16 protein-coding genes are annotated in these 22,093 nt (G+C 36.6%); 14 read left to right on the forward strand and 2 right to left on the reverse strand.

Going from position 1 to position 22,093, the window contains the following annotated elements; translation table 11 throughout:
• Positions 1 to 372 precede the first annotated feature (372 nt).
• Positions 373 to 1,659: an adenylosuccinate synthase gene (locus tag OMO38_RS06020; protein WP_264749307.1), complete on the forward strand. Its 1,287-nt coding sequence runs from the start codon at positions 373 to 375 to the stop codon at positions 1,657 to 1,659.
• Positions 1,660 to 2,335: 676 nt separating this feature from the next.
• On the opposite strand, the gene OMO38_RS06025 is transcribed toward OMO38_RS06020, so the two are convergent.
• Complete coding sequence (locus tag OMO38_RS06025) at positions 2,336 to 3,508, reverse strand: hypothetical protein (protein ID WP_264749308.1); 1,173 nt, start codon at positions 3,506 to 3,508, stop codon at positions 2,336 to 2,338.
• A gap of 30 nt (positions 3,509 to 3,538) precedes the next feature.
• Complete coding sequence (locus OMO38_RS06030; protein WP_264749309.1) at positions 3,539 to 6,109, reverse strand: TonB-dependent receptor domain-containing protein; 2,571 nt, start codon at positions 6,107 to 6,109, stop codon at positions 3,539 to 3,541.
• A 187-nt stretch (positions 6,110 to 6,296) separates the two neighbouring features.
• On the opposite strand from OMO38_RS06030, the gene OMO38_RS06035 reads away from it, so the two are divergent.
• The 13 genes from OMO38_RS06035 to OMO38_RS06095 all read left to right on the forward strand — a co-directional run bounded on the left by OMO38_RS06035 (position 6,297) and on the right by OMO38_RS06095 (position 22,065).
• Positions 6,297 to 6,974, forward strand: a complete 678-nt coding sequence (locus tag OMO38_RS06035; RefSeq protein ID WP_229985593.1) for a response regulator — start codon at positions 6,297 to 6,299, stop codon at positions 6,972 to 6,974.
• A gap of 46 nt (positions 6,975 to 7,020) precedes the next feature.
• The gene (locus OMO38_RS06040) at positions 7,021 to 8,052 is read left to right on the forward strand and encodes a sensor histidine kinase (RefSeq protein ID WP_264749310.1); all 1,032 of its coding nucleotides are present in this window, start codon (positions 7,021 to 7,023) and stop codon (positions 8,050 to 8,052) included.
• Positions 8,053 to 8,185: 133 nt separating this feature from the next.
• On the forward strand, positions 8,186 to 8,785 hold the full coding sequence (locus OMO38_RS06045) for a plasmid pRiA4b ORF-3 family protein (RefSeq protein WP_264749311.1): 600 nt from the start codon (positions 8,186 to 8,188) through the stop codon (positions 8,783 to 8,785).
• 314 nt (positions 8,786 to 9,099) lie between these two features.
• Positions 9,100 to 10,446: an alpha-amylase family glycosyl hydrolase gene (locus tag OMO38_RS06050; RefSeq protein WP_264749312.1), complete on the forward strand. Its 1,347-nt coding sequence runs from the start codon at positions 9,100 to 9,102 to the stop codon at positions 10,444 to 10,446.
• 116 nt (positions 10,447 to 10,562) lie between these two features.
• Complete coding sequence (locus OMO38_RS06055) at positions 10,563 to 11,003, forward strand: hypothetical protein (protein ID WP_264749313.1); 441 nt, start codon at positions 10,563 to 10,565, stop codon at positions 11,001 to 11,003.
• A gap of 167 nt (positions 11,004 to 11,170) precedes the next feature.
• The gene (locus OMO38_RS06060) at positions 11,171 to 11,920 is read left to right on the forward strand and encodes an SDR family NAD(P)-dependent oxidoreductase (RefSeq protein WP_264749314.1); all 750 of its coding nucleotides are present in this window, start codon (positions 11,171 to 11,173) and stop codon (positions 11,918 to 11,920) included.
• A 243-nt stretch (positions 11,921 to 12,163) separates the two neighbouring features.
• Positions 12,164 to 14,308 carry a prolyl oligopeptidase family serine peptidase gene (locus OMO38_RS06065; RefSeq protein ID WP_264749315.1) on the forward strand — a complete coding sequence of 715 codons (2,145 nt, stop codon included), beginning with the start codon at positions 12,164 to 12,166 and terminating at the stop codon, positions 14,306 to 14,308.
• A gap of 217 nt (positions 14,309 to 14,525) precedes the next feature.
• Positions 14,526 to 15,356, forward strand: coding sequence for a hypothetical protein (locus OMO38_RS06070; protein WP_264749316.1), 831 nt, complete (start codon positions 14,526 to 14,528; stop codon positions 15,354 to 15,356).
• Positions 15,357 to 15,452: 96 nt separating this feature from the next.
• Complete coding sequence (locus OMO38_RS06075) at positions 15,453 to 16,247, forward strand: thymidylate synthase (protein WP_264749317.1); 795 nt, start codon at positions 15,453 to 15,455, stop codon at positions 16,245 to 16,247.
• A gap of 93 nt (positions 16,248 to 16,340) precedes the next feature.
• Positions 16,341 to 17,660, forward strand: coding sequence for a serine hydrolase domain-containing protein (locus tag OMO38_RS06080; protein ID WP_264749318.1), 1,320 nt, complete (start codon positions 16,341 to 16,343; stop codon positions 17,658 to 17,660).
• 4 nt (positions 17,661 to 17,664) lie between these two features.
• Positions 17,665 to 17,895, forward strand: coding sequence for a hypothetical protein (locus OMO38_RS06085; RefSeq protein ID WP_264749319.1), 231 nt, complete (start codon positions 17,665 to 17,667; stop codon positions 17,893 to 17,895).
• Between the two features lie 10 nt (positions 17,896 to 17,905).
• Positions 17,906 to 20,416, forward strand: a complete 2,511-nt coding sequence (locus tag OMO38_RS06090; RefSeq protein WP_264749320.1) for a M1 family metallopeptidase — start codon at positions 17,906 to 17,908, stop codon at positions 20,414 to 20,416.
• A gap of 320 nt (positions 20,417 to 20,736) precedes the next feature.
• Positions 20,737 to 22,065, forward strand: a complete 1,329-nt coding sequence (locus OMO38_RS06095) for a hydroxymethylglutaryl-CoA synthase family protein (protein ID WP_264749321.1) — start codon at positions 20,737 to 20,739, stop codon at positions 22,063 to 22,065.
• The last annotated feature ends 28 nt before the right edge of the window (positions 22,066 to 22,093 follow it).

The raw sequence follows: 22,093 nt of genomic DNA on the forward strand, positions 1-22,093 counted from the left end.
GAATTTTACAATCCTTGTCCAGTCAATATCCTATTCGGATGCGCAATAAAGAGACTTGTTTAAAGTTCTGTAGATAGTAGGATTTTTGTTTTTCTTAAATGATGAAAAGTGAAATTTTTACACTCTGTTCCTTATTATTAACTGTTTTCGTTTGTAAATAAGCAATACCTTAGAATTTCTATTTCTTAGATTAAAAAAAATTGATTCTTAATCATAATAATTTATTTATGTTTAACAATAAAATATTTACCATAGAATATAATTACGGTAAAAAATAATTATTTCAAATGCTCCAAAAATAAAATCCCCATCAAATTTGCCCACCCAATTTTTTAAAAGTAATTTTGTACGAATCTAAAATAAAAGTAAAATATGTCAACTTACGTAGTTGTAGGTCTTCAGTATGGAGATGAAGGTAAAGGAAAAATCACTGATGTTTTATCGGCAAAATCTGATTACGTTGTTCGTTTCCAAGGGGGCGATAACGCTGGTCACACGGTTTATGTGGGTGAAGAGAAATTTGTTTTGCACCTTCTTCCTTCAGGAGTTTTGCAGTGTAAAGGGAAATGTATCATTGCCAATGGAGTAGTGGTAAATCCTAAATCTTTCATTAAAGAGGTGAGCCAGATCGAAAGCAAAGGCTTGAGAACAGATCACATCTTTATCAGCAGAAGAGCGCATGTCATCATGCCTTACCACATTCTTTTGGATACTTACCGTGAGGAAGAGCACGGAGGAACTCAGATCGGAACCACCAAAAAAGGAATCGGACCTTGCTATGAAGATAAAATCGCAAGAATCGGTATCAGAATGGTAGATCTTTTGAATCCTGAGATTTTAAGAGATAAAATTGAGAAAAACTTAAAAGTTAAAAACTCTCTTTTCGAAAAATATTACGGAAAACCGACTTTAGACGTTGAAGAAATCTACAACGAATATTTAGAAATCGGAAAACAGCTTCAGGAAAGAATTGTTGATACTGAATTAGAGCTTAACGAAGCAATCAGAGACGGTAAAAACGTATTGTTCGAAGGAGCGCAGGCTTTGATGCTTGATATCGACTTCGGAACATATCCTTACGTTACCTCATCTTCGCCGTCAACCGGAGGAGTCTGTACTGGAGCGGGAGTTCCGCCAACTTCATTGAAAAACCTGATTGGTGTTGCCAAAGCATATTGTACTAGAGTAGGAAACGGACCTTTCCCTTCTGAGCTGGATAATGAGTTAGGTGAAAGCATCAGACAGATTGGTGGTGAGTTTGGAGCGACTACAGGAAGACCGAGAAGAACAGGTTGGTTAGACTTGGTTTCCTTGAAGCACGCTTGTATGATTAACGGAATCAATAATTTAGTCATCACAAAATTAGATGTTCTTACAGGAATTGAAAACCTGAAAATCGTTACGCATTACAAAACTGAAGATGGAAAAATCATTGATTATTTCACTTCATCCACAGAAAAACTATACAACTACGAGCCAATCTATAAAGATTTACCGGGTTGGACAGAAGATTTAACCAAAGTAAGAAGCTACGACGAACTTCCTGACACAGCTCAGAAATACATCGAGTTTATCGAAGAATACTTGGGAATCAATGTTTACTTGGTTTCTGTAGGTCCTGAAAGAAGTCAGAATATTATCAGAAAAGAATTATTCTAAAAAATATTTTCAATATAAATTAAATCCTGCGAAAGCGGGATTTTTTTTGTTTGATGATATTATTAATTTGAGAATAAATGTATCATTCAATATCCCGAATAATTTTTCAAATGTCTTCTCACTTTAGTTTTTTTAAGTTTTATTATCGTTATTTAAAGATATCTTTCGTTTTTATGTACACTTTGGATTATAAAGGATTTGTTCCGGTTATTCTGGGATCCATATTTGTTATTTTGACCGTCATCGCGGTATATTACCCAATCGTTTCGGTTCTTCAACCAATTTTTAACGTTGTGAAGTGAGTCATTTAGGTTTAGAACCTAATCATTGTGGTTCGGATCCGAAAGTTTGTGGTTATGGACTGGATCACTCTTCTAAATGACCGAATCGTTAGTGTTGGGAACCGACAGTTTGTGGTCATGGACCGAATCACGCCTCCAAATAACCGCATCATTTCGATTGCGAATACAATCATTTCGGTCTCTGATGTATATTTTATTCAATGAAGTCAATTCCTCATCATTTTAAATACATTCTCTGTTGAGATTGAGCTACAGAACCACTTTATCATTTTTTTCAAATTGTTTTTGGAATTTTCAGGTGTTGAGTATAAAAAAATCCCTCAGGAAAAACTCCTGAAGGATCTCAATTTAATATGAAGAAACTAATTACTTAATTAGATACCTGCCCATCCTGCAGCCCACGTTGGTGCAGTTGTTCCGTTTCCTGCTCCTGTTGCAGAAGGATTTTCAGTAAATAAGTTTGCTGCTGCAGTTACAGTAGCACCTGTACTAGATTTTAAGGAAGCCTTAGTGGTTACGTTTGTATCAAACTTCACGTTAGTGATTTTACCACCACCGTTGAAGTGAGAAACAGATGCGTCATGCTCTACGTTGATCCCTGTAGACCAGTTAGATAAAACGATATTATCTAAAGTTCCGTGAGTACCCACTCTTAATTTGATTGCATCGTTTTCTGCTCCTACTGTACCTCCGATAAATGTTGCATTTTTGATGGTAGGATTAGATCTAGGGTTTGCGTTGTTGTCGTTTGCGTTGTTGTCTGCCTCGATCCCTCTGTTTCCAACACCTGTCGCTCTTCTTTTTGTATAGATGTTGGTTGCAATACCGTTCCATCCTTCAGTCCAGTCAAAAGCATCATCTTCGTTTCCTACAGAAATAATGTTGGATACATTTACTGTTCCACCGAAGAATTCGATACCGTCATCAGATCCGTTGATCAGTGATACATTATCGATTACTGTTCCGTTACCTACTCCGAAAAGAGATAGACCGTTGAATTCTTTATCTGCCTGAAAGATTGCTCCGGCATACTCGATTCTTACATATTTAAGTACACCTGAATTGTCTGAAACATTTGTACCTCCATAAGTTGCGTCACCTACTTCAGCATTTGCACTTGTACCCTTATTTATCGGAGCTTTTCCACAGATTACCAATCCTCCCCAGCTGCCTGGCGTAGGGTTTGGTGAAGTCATCACAATTGGATTAGAAGCTGTACCATTGGCTAAAATTTTACCATCCTGCTCTACAGTGATATATGCAGAAGTACCACCGCTAGCTTCAATTCTCGTTCCTGCAGGGATTACCAAAGTACCTCCTGCTTTTACTTTTAAAGCTCCTGTAAGTTTGTATAACTTAGTTGCGTCAAGTGTTACTGTTTCACCAGACTTAATTTCTCCCTTAAAGTTGTTTGGGTCTGAAGCAGCACCTCCTGGGTTGGTGATTACGATATCATCATCGTCGTCGTCGCTGCAAGATTGAAATACTACAGCTGTTGTTGATACAAGAAATGCAACAGCTAATAATTTTAAATTGTTCTTTTTCATTTTACAATATTTTATTTATTTTTTTACTTATTAGAATTCATAAGAAATGCTTGCGCCTACACCTGCACCTCTTTTATATCTTTTTGAAACCAGCTCTTGACCGCTAACAGTATTATCCTGGAATCTTGTGAAAGTAGGATTAAGAAGGTTTCTTCCTGTAAATGAGAATCCAATTCCGTTTCCTAATTTGAATTTTAGTGTAGCATCTAAAGTGCTGAATGCTTTATCAACCATATTTCCTCTACTCTGAAAACCGATTGAATAAATGTTATCTGAAATGTAAGAGTAAGAAACTACAAAATCCATTAGGTTTTTATCCCCCCATTTCTGTTCTATTCCAAGGTTTATGTTCGCCAGAAACTCAGATGCGCCCTGTAATTTATCAGAAGTTTTAAGGAAATCAGCGGTATATTGAGATTCTCCGATACCTGCATTTTCTCTTCTTACTTTTTCACTATCCAGCTCCATTTTAGTATTGAGATAAGTACCATTCATGAAGGTGTAAAGTCTTGTTTTACCTGAATCGTAGATGTCCTTTCTTACTTCTGCTTCCAAACCAAATACTCTTCCTGTATCTCCTACGTTTACAACTGACGTTAAGTTGGAAGCTGAATTGATTGTTATTTTAGCAAGCGGATTCTGTATGTGTTTTCCGAATGCAGTTAAGGAAATCAATTCATTTTTCTTCGGAAACCATTCCCATTTCAAATCAACATTATAGTTATCTGCAAGATAGTTTGATTGGCTTCCCTGAATAGTCTCATCCACTTCTTCGTACTGGTAAGGTGTAATCTCAAGTAATAACGGACTTGTGTATGTTTTAGATGCTGCAAGTCTTAAATTATGCTTATCGTTGATGCTGTATTTAACGTTTACAGCAGGTAAAATTTTATTATAGTCTTTGTCTCTCGCACCCTGCTGAATAGCAGTATTGTACGTAAGTTTCTGCATAAGTTTATCGTATCTTACACCTGCCTGTACAGTCAGTTTTTCAGTAAATTTATAATCCACGTTCACGTATCCTGCGTGATTATTTACTTCAGAAGTAAATAATTGCGGGATTAATGCAGTATTCGGATCAAATTTGATATCCCCTCGGAACGTTACAATGTCAAAAAATCCTCCTGCCTGATAATTGGCTAAATTGAAGAATGCATCGTAGTTATTGGGATCTACGGTATACGTTCCCTGCGCCGGTAAAATTCTGAAGTTGTACTGAGTTGCCTTAAATTCGCTTTCTTTGTATCTGCCGCTATACCCTAAAGTTATTTTGGCATCACCAATTTTGTAATCTGCGTGTACGTCTCCTACGAAATCATTTTCCAGCAATCTGTCAAAATATCTGTTGTTAGCTCCGGGATTTGAGCTTGCAAAGAAACTGGTGTTTGTCTGTTTGTCCAGCACAGTTACGTTTTGTTGTCTGTCCGGTCTTCGGCTGTCTAATCTGTTGTAACCTAAATTCCAGCTGATCTTTAAAGGTTCGCTTACGGCATGTTCACCTCTTAGCTGATTAACTAATAAATCATTGGTTCGGTACGTAGCTCTTCGCAACTGAGTTACATATCTTTCCTGATTGACATCATTATCATAATAATCTCTGTTGTATCCAGAGTAGTTTCCTAATCTCTGTTCGGTTGTATGGATATAATTTGATGATAAATTGATGTTGTGATTAGGGTTAATCTTATAATTTAGATTAATTAAACCTGTTGTATTAGTGCTGTATTTAAATTCTTCAGCATCAGTATATAATCTAAGAGCATTATCCTGTCCGTCATAAGCTCCTCCGGTTACGCCTTTGAAATATTCATAACTGTTATCAAAACCACCATATCCGAAAATGCTGAATTTGCCCTGATCACCAATTTTAAAATTAGTTCCGAAATCAAAACTCAGTGCAGAGTTAAAAGGATTGTTCACTTCCTCATTTCTCCAAGATGTTTTAAATGCGTAACCTTGATTTACAATAGCATTCTTAGATGGTTTCTTCAGCATGGTGGAACCGAAGAAGTTTGGCCCATCCTGTAAGAAATAATTATTTTTCTGAACAGCGTTAAAGTTTACAGAAGATCCTAAATTAACTTTAAAATAAGGCTTTCCTGTGTAAACTTTAGTTACAATGTCTACGTTTGCACCAGACATATCTCCCCAGAGTCTTGGGTTATAAACTTTTTCCAAACCGATAAAATCAATCATATCAGTTTTGATGATACTTAGATCGATATTCTTATATAAGGGATCGTTTGAAGGAACCTGCAGTCCGTTGATGGTAGTCGAGTTGTTACGGTCGCCAAGACCACGGATGAAGATCTGTCCGCTGCCTTCCTGTTTTTGAGAACCTGTTGCCTTAGTTACTGCAACAGAAACGTCACCTACACCTTGTTTTTCAAGCTGTACAGAACCAACTCTTTCAATCACTTCTACAGATTTTCTCTGTACACTGATGATGTTTGCTTCACCTCCTTTTTTAGTGGTACCTTGAATTACAACACCTTCAATCTTTTTTTCGTTCTTTACAGTGTCGTTTTTTTCTTGAGCGTAAAATAAAGTTCCGGATGTGGTAAGGAACAAAACAGCGATACTCAGTTTTCTAAAATTCATTTCTTTTTTACTAATTACTTTCGGTGCAAAGGAATAAAACAATGGGGTTGAAAATGGTTTAGTTAATTTTAAATTTTCCTTAACTAAACATTACGAAATACCCTTTAATATTAAGTTTATGTGAATGAAAACGAATTATCAATCATGTTGCTTAAATTTTGTTAACTTTGAAATGTAAAAATTGAAAATGAACCAAAAAAAGATTCTATTAATTGATGATGAACTGGATATTCTCGAAATTCTTTCATACAATTTAGAAAAAGAAGGCTATGATGTTACCACCGCTACAAACGGAAACGAAGGTATAGAAAAAGCCAAAGAAATTATCCCGGATCTTATCTTATTAGATGTCATGATGCCCGAAAAAGACGGTATCGAAACTTGCCAGGAACTACGTAAAGTAAAAGAACTTCAAAAAAGTTTAATTGTATTCCTTTCTGCAAGAAGTGAAGAGTTTTCTCAGTTGGCAGGTTTTCAGGCCGGAGCCAATGATTATATTGTAAAGCTGATTAAACCGAAAATTTTAATTTCGAAAGTAAATGCTTTACTGCAGTTGACTTCTCAGGTTTCTGATAATGCAAAGCTGATCGAAGTTGGAGATCTTATTATAGATAAGGACAACTTTAGAGTTTCAAAAAGCGGACAGCAGTTTTTACTTCCAAAGAAAGAATTTGATCTTTTATATCTCTTGGCTTCAAACACCGAAAAAGTATTCAAAAGAGAAGAAATTTTAGAAAGAGTTTGGGGGAATGACGTTATCGTTGGTGAAAGAACCATCGATGTACACATCAGAAGATTAAGAGAAAAATTGGGAATCAACACCATTCAGACTTTAAAAGGAATTGGATATAAACTGATCGTTTAATTCAAAAAACCTATCTTTACCTATAACCCCTTAAATATTTGTAAAATTGAAATTTTACAGACTTAGTTTCATTTCATCATGTCTTCTGACGTTGGTGATGCTGGTTTTGGTCATCATTTTTGATGCTCTGAACGAGAAGTATGATCAAAGCTCCTTTTTTCAGATCGGTTTTATCATCTGTGTTGTGGTCATGTTTATCGTCAATTACGTGGTTCTCGAACTGCTTTTTAGCTATTACGCCAAAAAGCAGGTAAGAAATATTTCCAAAATTTTGCCGGAAGAGATTGTCTATGACAATCAGGAAAATATCACCTTAAAAGAATTAGGTGAAAGGTTTTCTGATTTCAACCAGCAGAAGGTCACCGAGATGGAAGTGATGAAGAAAATGGAAAGCTACCGGAAAGAATATATTGGAAATGTTTCTCACGAACTCAAAACTCCGCTGTTTTCCATTCAGGGATATGTAGAAACACTGAGTGAAGGTGGTGTGGAAAATCTGAACATCAGAGACAAATACCTTGAGCGAATCGGTATTTCAGTGGAACGGTTGATTGCTATCGTTAATGATCTTGATATGATTAACAGACTTGAGGCGGGAGAGATCAATCTTACGGTTTCAAAATTTGATGTTAATATTTTAGTGAAAGAAATTTTCGACCTTCTCGATCTGGAAGCTGAAAAAAACAATACCGTGCTTCAGCTACAGACTTTACACAGCCAGATACTTGTGGAGGCAGACAAGCAGAAGATTTCGCAGGTTTTCATCAATCTTATTTCCAACGCCATTCATTACGCCAACAGGCAGGAAGCAAAAGTTGTTGTGAAGACCAGCGTACTCAGAAATAAAGTGCTTATTGAAGTGATCGATAACGGGATGGGAATAAAAGAAGAACTTCTCCCAAGAATTTTCGAACGTTTTTACCGTGTAGAAACCAGCAGAAGCAGAAGACAGGGAGGCTCGGGTCTGGGATTAGCCATCGTGAAGCATATTCTGGAAGCTCATAACGAAAACATTACGGTAGAAAGTGTGTATCTTGAAGGTACCAAATTCAGTTTTATGCTCGAAAAAAGCAAATAAGCCGGGCAAAATGTAAGCAAAAAAAAATTCTAAAAAATTATTAAATATTCTTTTCTAAAATCTCATTTATTATATATTTGCAAGAGAAATTGATCAATAGAAATAAGGTAAAAATAGAAATTGGAATAGTAGTATGGTTTACAAAATCCGTGTAATATTAGATACAAAAGAAGATATTTTCCGTGATTTTGAAATTAAAGGAAAACAAACACTGTGGAACCTTCATTTAGGAATCAAAAGTGCTTTCAACCTTAGTGGTGATGAGCTTTCTACTTTTAATCTCCTCGAAGAAGATGGTACCATTGTGAAGAGTGTTCCTTTGGAAGATATGAGTGATGAAGGGGATGGCGAGATTATGTCAGACGTTTACATCGATGAAGCATTTGAAACAGTTGGCGATAAGGCACAGTTTCAGTACGGCTTGCTTGACCTTTGGGAATTTTTTTGTGAATTGGTAGAAGTGAACGAAGAAACCAAAGGTGTTAATTATCCGATTACCGTTTACAGATTCGGAAATGCTCCTCTGAAAGCTCCAAGCAAAAGTGGAAGTGCAGGTTCGAAAAATAAAAAATCAGCAATGCCTCTGATGGATGATGATTTTGGTTTTGAAGACGACTTCGGCGGAGGAAACAGTTTTGCAGACGAAGATGATGACAGCTTTGATGATGACGAAGACGACGATTACAACGATGATGTTTTCGATGATGAAGATGACAGCGACGACAGAATCTAAAAAAAATACAGCCCTGAAATGAAAAGTTTCAGGGTTTTTTATTTGAAAATTTCCAAGAATCTTGAATTCCTCAAACGTTCACAACTTATTAACTTTTCAAAATATTCAGGAGCTATTTCCCGTCATCCACTCATACTCCTCGCTCCAAAGCATAATCCAACGCTTGCTGTGGGGTAACCGTTTCTACCGGGGCTAGGCCTCAGTCTTTATTTTTCGTATGGTTTGCATAGGAAAAAGCGGATTTCAGAACGAAATTTTACCATTACCAATTCCTATTTAAATCGGTAATCGTTACTTTTGTTAAAACAAAAATAATGCGGAAAGCAATTCTACTCGCAACAATAGGTCTGGGACTTCTATCCTGTACCACTCAAAACATTAAAAAGAATATGGACTTACCTACAGAATGGAAACATACCACCAATATTTATGAAGTCAATCTAAGGCAATATACTCAGGAAGGCACTTTCAAAGCGTTTGAAAAAGAAATGCCCCGCCTCAAAAATATGGGCGTGAAAACCCTTTGGTTTATGCCTGTTACCCCAATTGCACAGCTCAATAAAAAAGGAAGTCTGGGAAGTCAGTATGCAGCATCAGATTACACCTCCATCAATCCGGAATTCGGTACCATGGATGAGTTTAAACATATGGTTAACGAAGCGCACCGTTTGGGCTTTAAAGTAATCATCGACTGGGTAGCCAATCACACCGGCTGGGATCATGTATGGACAAAAACTCATCCCGAATTTTATTTAAAAGATCCCGACGGAAGTTTTCACAAAGCTTCAGGAATGGATGATATCATCGAACTGGATTATAAAAACAAAGAGATGAGAAAGGAAATGATCGATGCAATGAAATTCTGGGTAAGAGAAACAGGCATCGATGGTTTCAGATGTGATCTGGCTTCATGGGTTGAAGTTGATTTCTGGATAGAAGCAAGACCTGAAGTTGAAAAAATAAAGCCTCTTTTCTTCATAGGCGAATACGACGAGTTGGAAAATCCGGATTACGGTAAAGTTTTCGACGCAAGTTATTCATGGAAGTGGATGCACAAATCTGCGGACTACTACAAAAAAAATGAGCCTATCAGTGAACTGAAAGATTTGCTGAAACAATATTCTGCAATCGGTGATGCTTCTATGAGAGCATGGTTTACGACCAATCACGATGAAAATTCGTGGAATGGAACCGAGTTTGAAAAGTACGGAGATATCACAAAGCCAATGGCTGTTTTCTCTGCCACATGGAACGGAATTCCACTCTTGTATTCCGGTCAGGAACTTCCCAATATGAAGAGATTGGAGTTCTTCGAAAAAGACGTCATCGAGTGGAATGGAAAATACGATATGGCCGACTTCTATAAAACCCTTTTAAGTTTAAAATCATCAAATCCAGCTTTGAGAGGTGGAGATTCTGCAGTTTCAACATATCTTCTGAACACAACCGCCAATGATAAAATTCTGGCATACGTAAGAAAAAATGGAAAAGATGAGGTTTTAGTGGTTTTAAATTTTTCAAAGGAGCCGGTAAATTTCACCATTCAGGATGAAAACGTAGATGGAACTTTTAAAAATGTTTTTGACAAAACAAAGAGAGATTTCAGTGAAGGAAAAGATTTTAATTTTAAAGTTTCGGCTTTTGCTGTTTTTGAAAAATAAGGTGTAACTTTAATAGAATATTTATAATATCAATAGGAACGGGCTTTAGCCCGTTTTAAGTTTGATGTTGGAATTGGCTTTAGCCAAAATTTAATCTTTCACAAGGATTATTCAAAATGAAAAAAGAAGAAATACTAAACATTCTCAAAAACAAAATCTCAGAAAAAATTCTGACTTTCGAAAATCTTATCGCTGAAACCCGCGCCTCCAGCAACGACACCAAAAGCTCAATGGGAGATAAATATGAAACCGGGCGCGAAATACTGCAGCAGGAAATCAACAATCTGCAAGTTCAGCTGAATGAAGTCTTAAAACAGAGAGATTTTCTTAAAAGTTTATCTACAAAACCCTCTGTCAAAGCAGAAAAAGGGGCGCTGGTAAAAACGGATAAAGGACTTTTCTATATTTCGGTTTCTCTTTCGAATATTGATTTGGATGGAAATAAAATTTTCTGCATTTCCCCAGATTCACCCTTGGCAAAAGTACTGGAAGGAAAATCAGAATCGGAGAGTATCAGTTTAAATAATGTCACCCATAAAATCTTAAATATTTTTTAAGCCTAAGATTTAATAATTCTCAAAATCAAATTGTTGGTAGATTTCGGAATCCTTTTTGAGTAAATTACCATGTAAAACTTTAATAAAAGTTTAATGTTTTAAAAAGAAACAATGAACTGAAATTATTGTAAATTTAATTATTCAAATATTAATCAAAATTTTATCAAATGGGAATTTTAGACAATAAAGTAGCTCTTGTTACAGGAGCAGGTTCAGGAATCGGATTGGCAATCGCCGGGTCTTATGCAAAAGAAGGAGCAAAAGTTATCGTTTCTGATATCAATGAAGAACATGGCAAACAGGCGGTAGAAAAAATCAAATCAGACGGCGGTGAAGCATCATTTGTAAAAGCAGATACGTCAAAGGCAGAAGAAGTAGAAGCACTTATTAAATCAACAGTCGAAATCTACGGAAGATTAGATATTGCCTGTAATAATGCGGGAATCGGAGGCGAACAGAAACTGACCGGAGAATATGGCCTTGACAGCTGGAGAAAAGTACTGAACGTTAACTTAGATGGTGTGTTTTATGGCTGCAAATATCAACTGGAGCAGATGGAGAAAAACGGTGGCGGAGTGATTGTGAATATCGCATCAATCCACGGAACAGTGGCAGCACCGCTTTCTTCGGCATATACTGCATCAAAACATGCAGTTGTTGGTTTAACAAAGAATATCGGAGCAGAATACGGACAGAAAAATATCCGTTGCAATGCTGTAGGTCCTGCCTATATTGAAACACCTCTGCTAGAAAGTGCAAGTGGAGATATGAAGGAGGCTTTGGTGGCAAAACATCCAATGGGAAGATTGGGGACATCGCAGGAAGTTGCTGAGTTAGTCTTATTTTTGAGCTCAGACAAAGCATCATTTATGACTGGTGGATATTACCTTGTTGACGGTGGTTATACTGCAGTTTAAATTTACTTTATATAGTACATTCAGACAGGTTTCGATGAAGCCTGTTTTTTTTATTTAAACATTTTAATCTGCAGAATCTAAATAGTTTTCTGTGGAACTAGCTCTGTTTTTAGGCTCTTGGCATTCTCCGTTAAGTGAAAAATTAAATTCGATTTAAATAATTAACTGCACTGACAGTCAATTTATTATATTTGTGTAGCGGACAGTTATTATCACTATTTTTAAAAACTAAAACTTATTACCATGAAAAAATCAATAACATTGGGCGTTTTGCTTCTGAGTGTATGGTCTTTTGGTCAGTACAAATATCCTGAAACGAAAAAAGAACTGGTTTCCGATACCTATTTCGGGAAAAAAGTTGAAGATTCCTACCGCTGGCTGGAAGATATCAAAGATCCAAAAGTTCTGGACTGGTTCAAAGGTCAGGAAAACTTCACCAATGCCCAGCTTTCAAAAATCCCGAATCAGAATAAGATCATTCAGGAACTCAAAGAGCTCGACAAAATTATTGCTGTAAAATATATTCCCGTTGCCATTGAAGGCGGAAAATATTTTTATAAAAAAAGATTGCCGGATGAATCTGTACTCAAACTCTATTACAGACAAGGCAAAAACGGAAAAGAAGTCCTTCTGTTTGATCCCCAAAATTATATAGCAGGAAAAGTGATGGATTATGCAGTAAGTGTGAGTCATGACGGCAGCAGATTGGTCTTCAATCTTAGCGAAGTGGGATCGGAATTGGGTGATGTGAAAATCATGGATGTAGCAACCGGAAAGTTTCTTCCTGATGTCATCCCGCACAGCAACGGCGGTTTTGTAGACGGCAGCAATACAGAAATCATGTACGGTGAGGCAAAAAGCTATGATACCCACGATCCTGAAGTATGGTTAAATTCCAAAACAAAGCTCCATGTTCTCGGCACCGACAATTCAAAAGATCTTCTGCTGGCAAGTGCAAAAAAATATCCTGAGCTCAATATTCTCCCGTCGGAATATCCGGATATGTATATTTCAAAAAATTCACCTTACATTTTTTTAAGTAAAGCAACGGTTGAAAATTATAAGGAAATGTTTTACGCACCCGCTTCAGAACTGAAAAAAGAACGCATCAACTGGAAACCGTTCTGCACAAAAAAAGATGAAATCTGGAATTTTTTTGTGAAGGGCGATGATGTTTATCTTTTGACTACAAAAGGAAATTCTAAATTCAGACTGGTTAAAACCTCGCTTTCGAAACCCGATTTTGCCACCGCCAAAGAAGTAGCATCCGGAGATAAAGAATGGAAGCTGTCCTCTGTCACACAATCGAAAGATTATCTGGTTTATTTTAAAACTAAAAATGAGTTGGTTGTAGAACCGTTTTATTATGATTTAAAAACCGGAAAAACCACAAAAATAGAAACGCCTTTGAAAGGAAATGTAGAAGCGACGGCACTTTCCAAGAATTCAAACGAGTTAACGCTCATCAATGTCGGCTGGAATTTACCCATCAATTTTTACACTTACGATGTTGATTCGAAAAGCTTTTCCAAAGGACCTTTCAGCATGGATATCAATTTTTCGAATCTTGAAAATATTGTTTTTGAGGAAATTGAAGTTCCTTCCCACGATGATGCAATGGTTCCGCTGAGCATTATGTATGATAAAACCAAACTGAAAAAAGACGGCAGCAATATCGCATTCATGCAGGGTTACGGCGCTTACGGGATGTCTTCTACACCTTACTTTTCAACGCGATATTTACCGTTGCTGAATCGCGGTGTCGTTCTGGCTTTTGCACACATACGGGGCGGTGGAGAAAAAGGTCGGGATTGGTATCTTGCCGGTAAGAAGGTTACAAAACCCAATACATGGAAAGATTTCAATGCCTGCGCAGAATATTTGATTAAAAATAAATATTCCTCATCAGATAAATTTGGAATTTCGGGAGCAAGCGCCGGCGGAATTTTGATTGGAAGAGCGATTACAGAACGTCCCGATCTTTACAAGGTCGCCATTCCGAAAGTAGGCTGTCTGAATGCTCTGAGAATGGAATTTTCACCAAACGGTCCCGCAAATATCCCTGAATTTGGAACCGTAAAAGACGAAACGGAATTTAAAGCTTTATGGGAAATGGATGCTTTTCATCATATTGAAAAAGGAACAAAATATCCTGCCCAGCTGATCACTACAGGTTTCAATGATTCCCGCGTAGAAAGCTATATCCCTGCGAAATTTGCGGCTAAGATGCAGGATGAGAATGCATCAAAAAATCCCGTTCTTCTGTATGTAGATTACAAAGCAGGGCATTTCGGTGGAAGTACGGTTGATGAACAGTTTGTTCAGGTGGCCAGAGAATATTCTTTTCTGCTGTGGCAATGTGGTGATAAAGATTTTCAGATGAAGTAGAAGAGATATTAAAGTTTTAATGTAATTCACTCTAAAAAAAAACAAAGATGTATCCTGAGAAAATTTGGAGTGTTAAATATGTTAGATGCAAATTCGGATTTGAATTTCAGTTAATGATTTCTGCAGTTGTATTTGCTCCTGCGTTACTGTCTGGATTATATTTTATACGTAAAAAGCATCGCTTAAATAACAATTTCAACCATTAATTATTGAAACAATGAGAAAATTACAATTTATAATTCTGTTACAGTTTTCAATTCTGCTATTCGCTCAGGAAAATGAGATGAAATGGCAGGAAAAACAATATCCTGACAGTCTGGAAGCTGTAAATAAAGCACCTGAAAATCATATCATTCTTTTTGAAAATGAGAATTTGAGGCTTCTGAAAATTTTTGTAGCAGCTCAGAAATCAGAACCTATTCATTCGCACAGATGGCCTGCAGTAATGTGGGTGTATCAACCTTCAGATTATGAACAGGTTTTTTATACTGAAAATGAAAAAGCAGAACGCATTCCGGTGCAGACGGTTGCTATGAAGAAGAATGAGCTTCCGATGAATGTTGGATTTCCTGTTGGCAAAGGCGATCTGGGACTGTCAAAGAATTTGGGAAATCAGGATTTAGTAGCTTACCGACTGGATTTCAAAAAAAAAATTGATTCATCCAAAAAGATTACAAAACCCACAGGTTGGACGTGGAATGAAGATTTGGATGGTGTTAAAAAAGCTCCGGCTTCGCACCAGATTGTTTTTGAAGATGAGTATACAAGGATTTTACACGTCGTTCTGTCAAAAGGAGAAGAAGAATCGGTACATACCCATCAAAATCCCTGTTTGTTTTGGGTGGTAAAATCTCAACCTATCGAATATTCAGAATTTAAAATGGATAAAAAAGGGAAACTGAGAAAATCTAAAACTCATCAACTGCCACCTTTGCCCACTGATCAGCTGTTAGATCAGAATAAAATCTCAGATCCCGAACCACCTCATTCTGTGAAAAACCTCGGCACAGAAAACTTTGAAGCCTACCGGATAGAATTTAAAAAATAATTTGAAAATTAAAATCAAATCAGAATTGGATTTGAAAAGATTAACTAATAATCCCTCAATTTTTCATAAATTTGAGCCCAATATTATTCCCCGCAAATGCAAAACTATCTCGATTTACTTCAGCATATTTTAGACAACGGAACCGATAAAACCGACAGAACAGGAACGGGAACACGAAGCGTTTTCGGCTACCAGCTGCGTTATGATTTATCAAAAGGATTTCCTTTGGTAACCACGAAAAAGGTTCATTTAAAATCTATTATTTATGAATTGCTGTGGTTTCTGAAAGGTGATACCAATATTAAATATCTTACAGACAATGGAGTTTCTATCTGGAATGAATGGGCTGATGAAAATGGTGATTTAGGCCCTGTTTACGGCGCACAGTGGAGAAGCTGGACCGGTGCAGACGGAAAAGTGGTAGATCAGTTTGCTGAGGTAATCGACCAGATCAAAAAAAATCCCGATTCCCGAAGACTCATCGTTTCTGCATGGAATGCTGCTGAAATTCCAAATATGGCTTTAGCGCCTTGTCACGCTTTATTTCAGTTTTATGTTGCGGATGGCAAATTGTCTTTACAATTGTACCAAAGAAGTGCAGATGTTTTTCTGGGAGTTCCTTTCAATATTGCAAGTTATGCTTTGCTGTTGATGATGGTGGCGCAGGTTTGCGATTTGGAAGTGGGAGATTATGTACATTCCTTCGGAGACGTTCATATCTATAACAATCATTTTGAGCAGGTTAACAGACAGCTTTCAAGAGAAACAAGACCTCTTCCGACCATGAAATTAAAACCTGAAATTAAAGATATTTTCAATTTTAATTTCGAAGATTTTACTTTAGAAAATTATGATCCGCATCCGGGAATCAAAGCACCTGTAGCGATTTAAAAATAATTAAATAAGAGAGAGAGTGAAGCGTAAGAACTTCACTTTTTTTGTAACGATTTGTGAGTTTTAGCAACTTATTAATAAATTTCCATTATGATAAGAAAGGTTTGTTTGTCGGTTGCTGTAAGTGTTTCATCATTTGCATTTTCTCAAAATAATATCAGAGAAAAATTAAGCAGTTATTTTGATTCCCTGAACGTACATCACAAAGTAATGGGAAGTTTTGCTTTTGCAGATAATCATCAGACTTCCTTCATCAAAGTGGTAGGATTTTCGGATGTTGAAAAACAGCAGAAAGCCAATATGAACACGCAATATCGTATCGGATCTATTTCAAAAACGTTCACAGCAGTATTGATTATGAAGGCAGTTGAGGACAAAAAATTGACTTTAAATACAAAACTGTCTCAGTTTTTTCCTGAAATAGAAAATGCCGATAAGATTACCATAGAAAATCTTCTGCAACACCGTACCGGAATTCATAATCTGACTGATGAAGCAGAGTATATGCAGTACAATACTCAGCCGAAAACTGAAAAAGATTTGGTCGGAATTATTAAGAAGTATAAAAGTGATTTCAATCCGGGTGTTCAGTTTGAGTACAGTAATTCGAACTATAATCTTTTAGGGTTTATACTTGAAAAAGTGTATAAAAAATCTTACGCGGAATTAATAAAAGATAAAATTGCAAGACCTCTAAAACTCACCTTGACGGAAGTTGGCGGTAAAATAGATTCTGGGAAAAATCAGGCTAAGTCGTATAATTTTGTAAATGGGAAATATCAGGCTTCCTCAGAAACCGATATGAGCATTCCTATCGGTGCAGGTAATATCATCTCGACTCCTTCAGAGCTTCTGAAATTTATTGTAGGACTGGAAACCGTAAAAATCATCAACAGTGAAAGTCTGAAGCAAATGAAAAATTTCTCAGATAATTATGGTTATGGATTGGTGAAAATTCCTTTCAATCAATATTCAGGCTTCGGACATAACGGCGGAATTGATGAATTCAGATCTTTTCTCTATTACTTTCCTGAATTGAAAGTTGCAGTGAGTTCTGTGACCAATCAGTCAGATTATGATAACAATCAGATCGCAATTAATATGCTGAAAGTTGCAAGCGGACAGGATTTCCAGATTCCTAATTTCAAATCATTTGCTGTGTCTGAAACTGAACTTCAGCAGTATGTAGGAATATATTCCACGCCAAAAATTCCGGTTAAATTTAATATTTTCGTTAAAGATAAAACTTTGATGGCTCAGGCGACCGGGCAAAGTGCATTTCCTTTGGAAGCTACTTCAAAAAATAGCTTTAAATTTGACATGGCAGGAATTGTTGTCAATTTTGATCCGTCAAAAAAGCAGTTTGCAATCATTCAAGGCGGAGTAGAAACTATATTCACAAAAGAATAATCTCATGAAATATCTAAAAATAAATACCGAAGATAAAGCAGATCTGGCGTTACTTCAGAATGCAGTCCTTCAACTGAAAGGAGTAAGTTCTGTCGAAATTATCGATGATGAAAATCCTGAAAGTGAACTGAAAAAAGCTTTTGCCAAAACCAAAGAACAGCTGAAGAAAGGCGATTACGAGACTTTGGTGAACGATATTTTCGAAATCATAACAAAAAATAATATAAAAAAATAAAAGGAAAGAGATGAAGAAAGTCATTTTATCGATTGCAATATTGGGAGCTTTGTTTTCCGGCAATGTATCTGCACAAACTGAAACTTCAGGCAGAGAAAAAGTCTACAGAGCGACATCAGCAAAAGTTACAGAGCTGAAACACACCAAACTTAAAGTCAGTTTTGATTATCAGAAAGAGCAGATGAATGGGGAAGAGTGGTTAACAGCTTCACCTTATTTCTATGCAACAAACGAGTTGATTCTGGATGCTAAAGGGATGTTGATTCACGAAGTGGCTTTGGATAACAATGGCAAAAAATCTCCTTTAAAATATGATTACAAAAATGATGTTTTAAAAATTACTTTAGATAAAACCTATCAGAGAAATCAGGATTATACGGTGTACATCAAATATACTGCCCGTCCAAATGAAGTGAAGCAGGAAGGAAGCATGGCAATCAGCGATGCGAAGGGTCTTTATTTCATCAATGCACAGGGTCAGGATCCTGATAAACCAACCCAGATTTGGACACAGGGAGAGACTGAATCTTCTTCTGCATGGTTTCCGACCATTGATAAGTCAATCCAGAAAACAACTCAGGAAATCTACATGACGGTGCCTGATAAATATGTCACCCTTTCAAACGGTCTCCTAAAGGATTCTCAGAAAGAATCTAACGGCTTAAGAACCGATCATTGGGTGATGGACAAAAGACATTCGACTTACCTTTTCTTCATGGGGGTCGGTGAATATGCAGTTGTAAAAGATAAATGGAAGAATATTGCCGTAGACTATTACATCGAGAAAGAATATGAGCCTTATGCAAAACAGATTTATGGAAACACTCCTGAAATGATTGAGTTTTTCTCAAAAAAATTGGGTTACGATTATCCATGGTCAAAATATGCTCAGATTTCTGGTAGAGATTACGTAAGTGGTGCCATGGAAAATACTACTGCAACCCTTCACGGAAGTGATATTTTACAGAAACCGGGACAGCTAATCGATGAGAACAAATGGGAAGACACTATCGCTCACGAATTATTTCACCACTGGTTTGGTGATCTGGTAACCGCAGAAAGCTGGAGTAATCTGACGGTCAACGAATCTTTTGCCAACTACTCAGAATATCTTTGGAACGAGTATAAGTATGGGAAAGATCAGGCAGATTATCACCAGATGGAAGATGTAGGTCATTATATTCATAATCCTTCAGACTTCAAAAAAGATCTGGTAAGATTTGATTATGCGTCACGGGAAGATGTGTTCGATTTGGTAACCTATCAGAAAGGTGGCGGAATTCTTCACATGTTGAGAAATTACCTGGGAGATGAAGCGTTTTTTGCCGGAATGACTGACTATCTGAAGACGTATGAATATAAAAATGCAGAAGCTCATCAGTTAAGATTATCATTTGAGAAAGTATCAGGGAAAGATTTAAACTGGTTCTTCAATCAGTGGTATTTCGGTAGCGGACATCCAAAATTGAATTATTCTTATACTTTTGAGCCTGTAAAAAAACAGGTGACTGTAGTGGTAAATCAGTCTCAGGAATTACCTTTTGAGTTTCCTTTGACCATTGATGTTTACGATAACGGAAAACCAAAAAGACAACAGGTTTGGGTGAATGCGGCTGCAAAAAACACATTCAGTTTTGATGTTTCAAAAAATCCGGATTTAGTGAATATCAATGCCGACGGAATTTTGGTTGCTGATGTAAGCGAGACCAAAACTCCGGAGCAAAATCTAATGCATTTTACAGGATCAAAAGAATTTAAAAGCAGATATAACGCTTTAAATGCAATTAAAGACCAGGTAGGAAAAAATCCTGCTGCAACCAAATTATTGGCAGCAGCTTTAAAAGATCCATATTTCAGAGTGAGAGAAAAAGCTTTGGAATTAATGGATTTATCCAATGCTGAACAACTGAAAGCTTTAGGAACAGAGGTTGAAAAATTAGCTTCAAATGATCCTAAAACTTTAGTGCAGGGTGCAGCAATAGCAGCATTGGCAAAAACAAAAGATAAAAAATACTTATCAATATTTGAGAAAGGAGCCAACGCAGTCTCAAACTCTGTACGAGGAAATTCTGTAGCGGCAGCGTTGGAAGTTGACCCTACAAAAGCAAATGCTTTGGCAGATAAAATCGATCTAAATGGTGCTTCCGAAGATTTATTGAGTAAAATGCTTCCGATTATTGTTAAAAATAAGGTAACGTCTCAAATGTCGAATATTGCTCCAATGGTTGCTTTCTATCCATTTTTAAAATTCCAGAATCCGGAATTGGGGAAAGTCGCAGAAGAAGGTTACAACTGGATTATGACATCTGATAACCTAAAAGCGACAGAAAGTATTACTAAGATTTTAGGTCAGGCAAAAGGACAGATGGGCGAAAATCCTCAGGTAAAAATGATGGTTTCCCAAATGTTGAAAGATGGCTTAAATAAAAAAATGGAACTTCTGAAACAGAATCCTCAGAAAGCAGCAAGTATCAATCCTCAGATTAACGCAATCAACAAAGCGATCGAAAATTTCAAATAATAAATCAACCTATATTTTTTTAAGCATCTCCACATCGGAGGTGCTTTTTTATTTTCCATAATCTGTTATAACTGAAATACATTGTGTTCTTTTCTAAGTCGAACGCCTTTGCCTCAAATTATTATATTATTGAATCGGCTAAACTTCGTTTTGCGAACTTAAAAACAGTGAGTTGTAAATAAATCTTTGTGGACTTTGCGTAAATAATAATTTTTTGTATAAACGCCAAGTATTTAAATTAATAATTCCTCAAAAATTTAGACGATAATGAAGTTTTTTTTGCGTTATCTTTTATAAATTCGTTTTAAAATTAAACAATTATGAGTTTTGGAATTGAGGCAGCAAGTTACTATGTACCATCTTTGTATTTGGAAATTAAAGACTTAGCAGAAAAAAGAGGAATTGAACCGGCAAAATTAGAGAAGGGTTTAGGTTTACATAAAATGGGCTTTCCGGATTTGCATGAAGATGCTGCAACTTTTGCGGCTGAAGCTTTACTTAAATTAATCAGAGACTACGAAATCAACCCAAAAGATATTTCAAGAATTTATTTAGGCACAGAGAGCGCAATCGATGCCGCAAAACCTACTGCTTCCTACGCAATGCAGATGGTAGAAAAGGTCTTGGAACCTGAGTTTGGTAAAAGATGTTTCAAAAACTGTGATATCGTGGATCTGACTTTTGCCTGTATTGGCGCAGTAGATGCACTTCACAACTCTCTGGATTTTGTAAGAGTAAATCCTGATAAAAAAGCCATCGTCATCGCAAGTGATTATGCAAAATACGAGTTGGCTTCTTCAGGAGAATACACTCAGGGCGGCGGTGCTGTATCGTTGTTGATTTCTGCAAAACCTGATTTAATTGAAATCGAAAATCATTGGGGAGTCGCTACAGAAAGTGTTTTTGATTTCTTTAAACCGAGAAGGCATTTTAAAAAGGAAGATTTGACAAATGCGCCTGAAAACTTTCCGGATAAAATCGAAATTTTCACAGACGAGCCGGTTTTTGACGGACAGTATTCCAATCAGTGTTATCAGGACAGAATCAGAGAAGCGTACGAACATTATAAAGAAGTTTCAGGTCAAGAAAAACCTTATCAAAACTGGAAATATTTAATCTTCCATCTTCCTTACGCATTCCATGGTAAAAGAGTTTTTACTGAAATTTACAGCTTAGAAAACGGACTTTCCTACTCGAATCCTCAAGAACAGAAAGCGGTGGCAAAATCTGAAGATTATTTGAAATTTATCAGTGATAAGATCGAGAAGACACAGCGTGCATCGTCTGAGATCGGAAACATGTACACCGCTTCGATTTTTATGGCCTTACTTTCAGGTTTACAGACTTCTTTTAGTGAAAAAGAAGAATTGGCGGGACAGGAAATAGGATTTTTAGGGTATGGAAGCGGTTCAAAATCTAAAGTTTTTGCCGGAAAAGTTTCTGAAAACTGGAAAACCGTCGTTGAAAAATGGAATTTATTTGAAAATTTGAATGAACGTTTAGCCATTGATTTTGATACGTATGAAAAACTCCACAGAAAACAGCTTGAACATTCTGTAAATCCTGGTTACACTGGTTTTGGATTAGAGTCTGTCGAACATGAAAATCCGGTCTTATTAGGAGCAAGATATTACGGTTTTAAAGAATAAAGAATTACAGGAAGCATCTCATTGAGGT

The organism is Chryseobacterium kimseyorum (genome assembly GCF_025971945.1).
Classification (GTDB): Bacteria; Bacteroidota; Bacteroidia; order Flavobacteriales; family Weeksellaceae; genus Chryseobacterium; species Chryseobacterium kimseyorum.

Excerpts from the sequence above, each read along its gene's own strand:
- OMO38_RS06020 (WP_264749307.1), top strand. The coding sequence starts at position 373 with ATGTCAACTTACGTAGTTGTAGGTCTTCAGTATGGAGATGAAGGTAAA.
- OMO38_RS06025 (WP_264749308.1), bottom strand. The coding sequence starts at position 3,508 with ATGAAAAAGAACAATTTAAAATTATTAGCTGTTGCATTTCTTGTATCA.
- OMO38_RS06030 (WP_264749309.1), bottom strand. The coding sequence starts at position 6,109 with ATGAATTTTAGAAAACTGAGTATCGCTGTTTTGTTCCTTACCACATCC.
- OMO38_RS06035 (WP_229985593.1), top strand. The coding sequence starts at position 6,297 with ATGAACCAAAAAAAGATTCTATTAATTGATGATGAACTGGATATTCTC.
- OMO38_RS06045 (WP_264749311.1), top strand. The coding sequence starts at position 8,186 with ATGGTTTACAAAATCCGTGTAATATTAGATACAAAAGAAGATATTTTC.
- OMO38_RS06050 (WP_264749312.1), top strand. The coding sequence starts at position 9,100 with ATGCGGAAAGCAATTCTACTCGCAACAATAGGTCTGGGACTTCTATCC.
- OMO38_RS06055 (WP_264749313.1), top strand. The coding sequence starts at position 10,563 with ATGAAAAAAGAAGAAATACTAAACATTCTCAAAAACAAAATCTCAGAA.
- OMO38_RS06060 (WP_264749314.1), top strand. The coding sequence starts at position 11,171 with ATGGGAATTTTAGACAATAAAGTAGCTCTTGTTACAGGAGCAGGTTCA.
- OMO38_RS06065 (WP_264749315.1), top strand. The coding sequence starts at position 12,164 with ATGAAAAAATCAATAACATTGGGCGTTTTGCTTCTGAGTGTATGGTCT.
- OMO38_RS06070 (WP_264749316.1), top strand. The coding sequence starts at position 14,526 with ATGAGAAAATTACAATTTATAATTCTGTTACAGTTTTCAATTCTGCTA.
- OMO38_RS06075 (WP_264749317.1), top strand. The coding sequence starts at position 15,453 with ATGCAAAACTATCTCGATTTACTTCAGCATATTTTAGACAACGGAACC.
- OMO38_RS06080 (WP_264749318.1), top strand. The coding sequence starts at position 16,341 with ATGATAAGAAAGGTTTGTTTGTCGGTTGCTGTAAGTGTTTCATCATTT.
- OMO38_RS06085 (WP_264749319.1), top strand. The coding sequence starts at position 17,665 with ATGAAATATCTAAAAATAAATACCGAAGATAAAGCAGATCTGGCGTTA.
- OMO38_RS06090 (WP_264749320.1), top strand. The coding sequence starts at position 17,906 with ATGAAGAAAGTCATTTTATCGATTGCAATATTGGGAGCTTTGTTTTCC.
- OMO38_RS06095 (WP_264749321.1), top strand. The coding sequence starts at position 20,737 with ATGAGTTTTGGAATTGAGGCAGCAAGTTACTATGTACCATCTTTGTAT.